Annotated in this window: 7 protein-coding genes; 2 read left to right on the plus strand and 5 right to left on the minus strand. The window is 48.4% G+C overall.

The window, feature by feature from the left end:
• Window positions 1–141 precede the first annotated feature (141 nt).
• Together VN447_RS13565 and VN447_RS13570 are read left to right on the plus strand one after the other, a co-directional pair.
• Entirely contained in the window at window positions 142–492 is a 351-nt protein-coding gene (locus VN447_RS13565; RefSeq protein WP_325525877.1) for a helix-turn-helix transcriptional regulator, read from the plus strand.
• A 297-nt stretch (window positions 493–789) separates the two neighbouring features.
• Window positions 790–1,281 (plus strand): hypothetical protein, encoded by a 492-nt coding sequence (locus tag VN447_RS13570; RefSeq protein WP_325525878.1) that lies wholly within the window; start codon window positions 790–792, stop codon window positions 1,279–1,281.
• A gap of 88 nt (window positions 1,282–1,369) precedes the next feature.
• Here the strand turns inward: VN447_RS13570 and VN447_RS13575 are convergent, their stop codons facing one another.
• The 5 genes from VN447_RS13575 to VN447_RS13595 form a co-directional block, all read right to left on the minus strand.
• Window positions 1,370–2,905 carry an ABC transporter ATP-binding protein gene (locus VN447_RS13575; RefSeq protein ID WP_325525879.1) on the minus strand — a complete coding sequence of 512 codons (1,536 nt, stop codon included), beginning with the start codon at window positions 2,903–2,905 and terminating at the stop codon, window positions 1,370–1,372.
• A 31-nt stretch (window positions 2,906–2,936) separates the two neighbouring features.
• Window positions 2,937–3,947, minus strand: a complete 1,011-nt coding sequence (locus VN447_RS13580) for a BMP family protein (protein WP_325525880.1) — start codon at window positions 3,945–3,947, stop codon at window positions 2,937–2,939.
• A gap of 198 nt (window positions 3,948–4,145) precedes the next feature.
• The gene (locus VN447_RS13585; RefSeq protein ID WP_325525881.1) at window positions 4,146–5,081 is read right to left on the minus strand and encodes an ABC transporter permease; all 936 of its coding nucleotides are present in this window, start codon (window positions 5,079–5,081) and stop codon (window positions 4,146–4,148) included.
• 5 nt (window positions 5,082–5,086) lie between these two features.
• A complete protein-coding gene (locus tag VN447_RS13590) occupies window positions 5,087–6,184 on the minus strand; it encodes an ABC transporter permease (protein WP_325525882.1) in 1,098 nt (365 codons plus the stop codon).
• A gap of 151 nt (window positions 6,185–6,335) precedes the next feature.
• Window positions 6,336–6,947, minus strand: coding sequence for a GAF domain-containing protein (locus tag VN447_RS13595; protein ID WP_325525883.1), 612 nt, complete (start codon window positions 6,945–6,947; stop codon window positions 6,336–6,338).
• Window positions 6,948–7,161: the final 214 nt, after the last annotated feature.

Raw genomic sequence — 7,161 nt, forward strand, 5'->3', positions numbered from 1 at the left:
ATTGCTTTATTTCGTCAAGTATTGCACTTATAATTATATTTCTTTGAAATTAGGAATGTCAATAATAATTTCAGAATTTCTAAGAATGCATCCCATTGAACTGTAATTAAAGCTAAAATACAGAATAAAGGAGGCGTACTATTGAATCCCAAAATTGCAGCAAGGTTGAAACTCGCCCGGGAGCGCAAGAAGATGACTCAGGTTGAGGTCTATCAACTCACTGGGATTAACAACAAAACTTTGTCCGGTTATGAAAATAATGTCAGCGCTCCAGATCTGAATACACTAGTAATTTTAGCAAACTTATATGAAACCTCTTCTGATTATTTACTAGGCATCGTGGATGATTACAGCTCGAAGGTATCAACCTCAACGCCAATTGATCTTACGGAAGAAGTCCCCAACCTGCCAGACGAATATAAGGAAATTATTTATGCTATGATCCGTTTAAACAAGCATGCTAAAAAAGGGGCTCGCTGCTGCAAAAAATAAAAAACGAACAGGCCGCCCCGGCAGGAGCGTCCTGTTCGTTTATAAGTTCCTGGTCAGTATGGCAGCAGTGGCCGGTTTTTATAAAAAAGCCTGGATAGGCAAAAATGAGCCTTAAGTCCCTCCAGAATGTCACACTTTTGTCATATTTGTACGGTATTATGATTACTAATCGTCGTCATAGTACCGCTTATTTAGAAATGATATGATAAATATGGGTAACAGCAACGCGGTACATAGCCGACTTTAAATAAAATGAAAAAAATCACTTGTGCATTTAGTGAGAAAAGAGGGATTTCCATGAAAAAAACTATAATCGCGCTTTCCGCTTTACTACTTGTCAACTCTATCTCCGCCTTTGCGGCCCCGCTCAATGACCTGACTACTGGCCAAACCGCCATTGGCGTTGACAGTGACACGTTCTATCTTGAACACAAGCTCACCAATAACTTTACGCTAGGTTATCAGGATGTCGACCGTGGACGGTATGGCAGCAGCGACGATATTTACGGTCAATTTCAGATGACTAACGAGCTCAGAGGCATTGTCGGCAGCCGGGATTTCGGCTCTGATTCCAAAATGTATTTAGGACTCGGATTAAACGGACCACTGTCTCCCAATGCCGCTGGCTATGCCTCCTTTATCGGCAGCAGCAACTTTAAAGAATTGCAAGTTGGCGCCAACTTCAATCTAACCCGCAATGTTGATTTAAATGTCAACTATCATTCTTTCATGCCTGATGCAGGCAGCAACGAGAATGGTGTGGGTGTTGGCGCAACCTTTAAGTTTTAAACACAACAAAACTACATAGCAAAAATAAAGGAGCCGTGCTGAAACAAAAGTTTCAACACGGCTCCTTATTTTTTATAAGCAACCTGACTCACATTGCAGCAGGCAGTTCTTCCTGCATACCAGCCATGAGCATACCCAGCCGGTGTTCATCAGCGGCTTGCACAGGGAGCACATCCATAATGCGGCCGTCAAAGAAAACGGCCACACGGTCACTAAGCTTTGCAATCTCCTCCAGGTCCTCTGATATCAGCACAACAGCCATGCCCTGTTCCCTGGCTTTTAACAGCATGGTATGAACATACTCGGTAGCTCCAATATCCAGACCCCGGGTTGGATAAGCCGCGATCAGCACTTTGGGACTGCGGGTTATCTCCCTGGCCAGGATCAAACGCTGGATATTGCCGCCGGACATTCTGCCTGTCGGCGCATCCAGATGCGGAGTCTTTACCCCATATTCTTTTACCAGCTCGTCACTACGGGAGCGGATCGCCCCGTTTTGCAGGAAACAGGAGCGGGAGTACGGCGACAGTTGGTGATCTTTTAAAATCATGTTTTCCCAAATGGAAAAAGAGGCAATTGTCCCTACATGCAGCCGGTCCTCCGGAATATAGCCCAATCCCTGGTCGATAATCCGGCGTGGCTCCAGGTTGGTTATATTGCTGTCGCCAAGAAAAATACTGCCAGACTCTGCCTTGCGTAACCCACTGACGGCTTCAGCAAATTCTTTCTGACCATTGCCGGATACGCCGGCAATGCCCAGAACTTCCCCGGCACAGACATTGAGTGATATGCCCCGCAAAGCAGGTGTTCCCTTATCACCGGTTACGGCCAGATCCCGGACAGCCAGCATTATGTCACCGGAACAATCACTGTAATCCCGCTCAAATACCTGCATATCCCGGCCAACCATGAGACAAGCCAGTTGTTCCGGTGAAGTATCTCTTGTCTGCAAGGTGGCAGCTACATGACCGTCACGCAGTACGGTCACCCGGTCACTTATCGCCATAACTTCACTTAATTTATGACTGATAATAATGACCGAGCGCCCTTGAGCCGCCATTTTCCGGAGCAGCACCAGCAGTTCTTCAGCCTCCTGCGGCGTCAATACAGCTGTTGGTTCATCCAGAATCAATAGTTGCGCGCCCCGGTACAGCGCTTTCACGATTTCTACCCGCTGCTGTTCGCCAACACTCAATTGCCAGATATAGGCGTCAGGATTAACGGCCAAACCATAGGTAGCAGCAATTTCATGAATTTTGGCAGCCACCGACTTAAGATCAAGAAACGGTCCTGAACCTGACTCCAACCCCAAAGCAATATTCTCACTCACAGTTAACGTGGGCACTAACATGAAATGTTGATGAACCATACCAATCCCGGCATCAATGGCCTTACGCGGGGAATCAATCTGCAGCGCCCGGCCATTGATACAAATATCGCCGCCATCAGGCTGATATAAACCGTACAGGATATTCATCAACGTAGTTTTTCCGGCCCCGTTTTCCCCCAGCAGTGCCAGTACTTCACCTGACCGGATTTCAATACTTACCCTGTCGTTACTGAGTACGCCCGGGAATCGTTTGGTTATATCCCGCATCTCCAAATGTTCAATTGTTTGGGTCACAGTGTCCACCTCTCCCCGGTCATCCTTTTTATTATTTGGAACCGTCAATTTTCAGCGCTCCGCTGGCAATGTCTTTCTTAGCCTTTTCTACAGCATCTTTTACGTCTTGCGGAATTTTGTCAGCTAATTTGGGGTTATATTTGAGTTCCAGGGTCCCATCGGCAAAAGAAAGCACCATGGTTTGACCGCCAATTGTACCGCCTTTACGCAGTTCAATCACTTTACCCACAATTTTTTCCCAGTTATAGGTTTGCGCGGCAAGCACCGTTTCAGGAGCGATGCTGCTTTGATCCATGTCGGTGGACAACCAGTATGTTCCCGGTTTAGCGGCAGCAGCTTTGATAGCTCCCGGTACCTGCTGGGAAGAACCAGTCAGAATATCCGCGCCGGCGTCCAAATGGGTTTTAGCAATTTCGCCTGCTTTTACCAGATCACCGAAAGAACCAGTGTAGGCAATCCGGAGTTTTACATCGGCATTTGCGGCGGCAACCCCTTGCTGGAATCCTTTGTTATATTTGATGGCATCGCCGGCTTCAACCGGGCCTACAATACCTACAGTTTTGGATTTAGACATTTTTCCGGCCATCAGACCAAGCAGATAGGCGCCTTCCTGGGCTTGAGGCTCATAGGCGAAAATGTTCGGTCCGCTTTGCGCTCCTGTGCCATAAGCAAAGGTAATTTTGGGGAATTCCGGGGTAATTTCTTTTAAAATACCATAGTACTGAGCACCGTGAGCAATAATAATGTCATAGTCTTGGGTCGCGTATTGCCGGATAGCGGCACTGGCATCTACGGGTTTGCCCATTCTTTCGCTTACAGCCAGTTCAATTTGGTCATTCTTTTTTAAGGCTTCGTACATGGATTGAGACCAGGCTAAATCGTCAATTGTGCTCGGAATAATCAAGGCAACTTTAATTTTTTTGGCCTTTGGCGCTTCTGCCGCCGGTGCCGTGGGCTTGGTGCCGCCACAACCGCCGAGCAGTAATGAGACAGCCACGATGGCCATCAGCAACAGTTTTGTCAGTTTCATGATACGATTCATTGTTTTTCCTCCTAAATGTTAAATAATTTTATCCGCTGACTAACCCGCTCTAAGACTCCCATCTTTCCTGTGCCCTTTAGGGTATACAAGTGGGAGTTATACCCAAAGGGCACAGGCGAGCGGCTAAGTCCCTGGATAAGGGCGACTAACCTTCAGATGGGGTTAAACCCCCACCTGAAGCTAAGTCTACTTTATATGCTACCCCCGGGCACCGCGATCATAGGGTCGGCCAAGTGCCGCCGGTGCCCAGATGCGCCCGTAGGTCATAGCCAGGGCAACAATGGTAACGACATAGGGTAAAATAACCGCCAATTCATAGGGGAAATTAATCCCCAGAACCTGCACCCATAGCTGCACAGAGTCAGCCATACTGAATAGGAGTGAGCCCGCCAGTATCCCCCACGGGCTCCAGCGGCCGAAATAGACCAGAGCGACAGCAATAAAACCACGACCGGCCGTAATATTGTCGGCGAACATATGGGTATTGCCCACAGTGAGCGCCGCCCCGGCCAAACCAGCCATCATTCCGCCTAAAACCAGGCATTGATAACGAATGCCGCTAACACTGACGCCCAGGGTATCGGCCGCTTGCGGAGTCGTGCCAACCGCACGTATCTTAAGACCCCAATTGGTCTTAAACAGCACCACCCAGCAAACCGGTACCAGCAGAAAGGCCAAGTACACGATAACAGTGTGCGAGAAAAAAGCCTGTCCAACGACCGGGATATCGCTTAACACCGGAATACTGATTGGTTCCAAACCCTTGATGGTGGTAATGCCGCCGACATATAACCGGTAAAACAAACCGGCTATGCCCCAGCCAAGTAAATATAGGCCAATGCCGCTAATTCCCTGCTCGGCCTTCAGTGTAATGCTGACCACCCCCATGATCAGACCCATGACGGCACCGGCGACCATCGCGATCACCAGACCGATATAGGGATTACCCGTTGTTAAGGTTACAAAGAAACCAAAAAAGGCACCTATCAGCATGACCCCTTCAAGCCCCAGATTATATATCCCGGACCGTTGAGTGAACATCTCACCCAAAGCGGCCAGCAGGTACGGCGTTGCCAGACGAATACCGGTCGCTGCAATGCCGAGAATGATTCCTTGCCCCATCGTATTATCCACTTGAGTTAACCCTCCTTTACTACCTTGCGGGAGCATTTATTGAAAATGTTACTTACAACTTCAGGCTTGCGCAGTACGATATCTGCCGAAACAATGAACAATATAACCAGTCCCTGGATAATCAAAACGATGGCCGAGGGGATGGCTACGGCCCGTTGCATCATATCGGCCCCCAGAATCAAAGCACCGAACAGGACCGATGCAGGGATAACGCCAAGCGGATGCAGGCGGCCAAAGAGTGCTGCTACAATCCCGCTAAAACCATAACCGGCCGAAATATCCTCAAGTGCCCGGTGATGAACGCCTACGACTTCCACGGCTCCTGCCAGTCCGGCAAAAGCACCCCCCAGCAGCATGGCCAGTACCAGATACCGTTCCACCTTAATCCCTGCATAGCGCGCTGCGTCAGGGCCTGCACCTACTGCCCGCATACGGTACCCCACCGTCGTGCGCCACAAAAAAATATATACCAGGATAGCAAGGACTACGGCCAACAAAAATCCGCTGTGAAGGCGGGTCCCGGGAATAATCCGCTCCAACCACAGGGTGTGGGGCAAAAGCGCTGTTTGCGGAACCCCTGTCCCTAAAGCCACTTCCTGCGGATCGATTAAAAAGATCCTAATTAAAAATAGGTACAATTGCGCAGCAATCTGGTTCAACATCACAGTACTTAGTATCTCATTAACTGCCAGCCGAGCTTTCAGCCAACCGGCCAACCCGCCCCATACGCCACCAGCCGCTGCTCCTCCTAAGAGAACGAGCGGCAATAGCAGCACAGTAGGTATATCCGGTAACGCAAGCGCGATAGCGGCAGCCGTGACAGCGCCCATCAACATTTGCCCCTCACCGCCGATATTCAGGATACCGGTACGGAATGAGACAATAATCCCCAGTCCGACCAGCAAGAGCGGTGTACAGCGTACCATTGTTTCGGAAAAGCCAAAACTACTGGAAAAAGGACCGCTAATCATCACCCCGTAAGCAGTTAGCGGGTTGGAATTAGCCAACAGGATAAATATTGCGCCTACAGCTAATGCCCCGATAATGGCACTAAACAGTACCAGACTTTGAATCATCCATGACTTTTGAACGAAAGTTTTCATGTAATTTCTCCTTTATGAGGAAGGTTTGAGCAGAAAAAAAACACCCTGCGTCTCAATAGAAGACTGCAAAGCGTCTGTGCTCAACATTGTATTTTGCTTGTCATGATTGTATCTCATAATGAGACTGTTGTCTAGTGGTTATGAACTGATTCTAACAAATTTTATATACCTTAAGCTTGCGGTATAATGTCGCGCGGCTGATACCTAACATTTCAGCTGCCTTCTCTTTGCTTCGTGACTGGCCGTTGACTTTGGCCAACACTTTTAAAATAGTTTCTTTTTCTAGATTATTTAATCTTAGCTCAGCCGCTGCTAATCCATTGGCCGCTTGCCGGCCAGCCAGCTCGCCGGCGATAAGTTCAGCCATCTTCTCAATAAAATGCAGCATCCAATCCCGGTTCTTCATTAGACGATCAGTATGCACCGGGTCAAAACTAACAAGTCCAATTACCCCCACGGGTTCACCGGCTAACATGATCGGCGCAGCCATTTCCGCATCCTCTGCACACTGCCCGCGCCGGGGACATGGGTCACACAACGGGTGCATACCGGCGTTTTCAATGACAACAGTACGGCGGCTCTTCAGTACATGCTGATAGACAAATCCCTCCACCATAACTTGTCCCAGCAGACCCTGACAAGGCCCAGTACTGGCAATACGAATCATATCGGTGTCGACAACCTCGACATCGATTTTTAATACTTCCTTTAACGCTTCGGCTGTTCTTTGAACAATCTGCTCGATACTGCGCAAAGCCGGCATTTCCTCACCCTTAAGTTGCCATTAGATCCGCCGTCACTCCCGCATCTTTGGCAATACTTTCCTTTATCAAATCTAATCGAGTAGGAGCTGAGTAATTATTTACTCAGCGACCTCTCACACCACCATACGTACCGTTCGGTATACGGCGGTTCAATAGAATTAGTGTATTAATGAATATCTTTCACTTATGGTGATAAAGCCTAATTTCCTTAGG

It is taken from the genome of Sporomusa sp. (assembly GCF_035561155.1).
In the GTDB taxonomy this organism is placed as follows: domain Bacteria; phylum Bacillota; class Negativicutes; order Sporomusales; family Sporomusaceae; genus Sporomusa.